The organism is Vibrio sp. D173a (genome assembly GCF_030248475.1).
On the sequence record NZ_JAHGAH010001276.1, the window covers coordinates 1 to 728 of the forward strand.

At 44.8% G+C, this 728-nt stretch carries 1 protein-coding gene; it reads right to left on the bottom strand.

What is annotated here, in order from left to right; all coding sequences use genetic code 11:
- On the bottom strand, nt 1-573 hold a 573-nt coding region (pabC, locus tag KIV40_RS32815), incomplete at its 3' end, for an aminodeoxychorismate lyase (protein WP_285353554.1).
- Nucleotides 574-728 lie beyond the last annotated feature (155 nt).

The window sequence follows — 728 nt, forward strand, 5'->3', positions numbered from 1 at the left end:
ATAAACATGCGAGCCCTTAATCCAAAAGAGGTTTGCCATCGTGGTTTCGACAACCTGAGCCTTGATATCTAATGCGATACCATCAACAAAGCCCGCCTCATCCATCTCGGCCTTCATAATGATCTGTTCAAGACGGTTATTATGTTTGTGTCCAGCAAGCATTGGTGAGAGGCCAAGCTTATGTTGACACAATCCTAAATGTACACCGGATTGCTGCCACTCTAAATAATGCTCTGGGTAAGCAAACGTGCTAATCGTCACCACAGGCCCAGTTGCACCCATAGGGCTATACCCACGCCCGCCAGAGCCGCGACTTACATGCAGTTTAATACCACCAAGCTCCTCTTGAGAGACTGAGCTCAGTGCTTGCTTTAACCATAGGTCGACAAGGTTCCAATCTAAAGGCGCAATACGCAAAGCTGCTAGGCATGCATTAACGCGCTGTTGGTGATCATTGTAATGCTTAATTTCACCATCGAATGTCAACATCGTGGTAAAACAGCCGTCACCATACTGGAAAGAGCGATCGCTTAAAGCAATCGTCTGTTGGCTTTCTCCGTCAACCCAAAACATGTTTTTCTCCATAAAAAGAAACGGCTCAATGCTATGCAGTCTGATTCTAGGCAACCATAATAAACCGCAAGACATCGAAATCATTATTCGCTCTGTAAACATCCAAATATTGAAGGGTTAACATGAGTAACGTTCTAATCATTAACGCACACGAA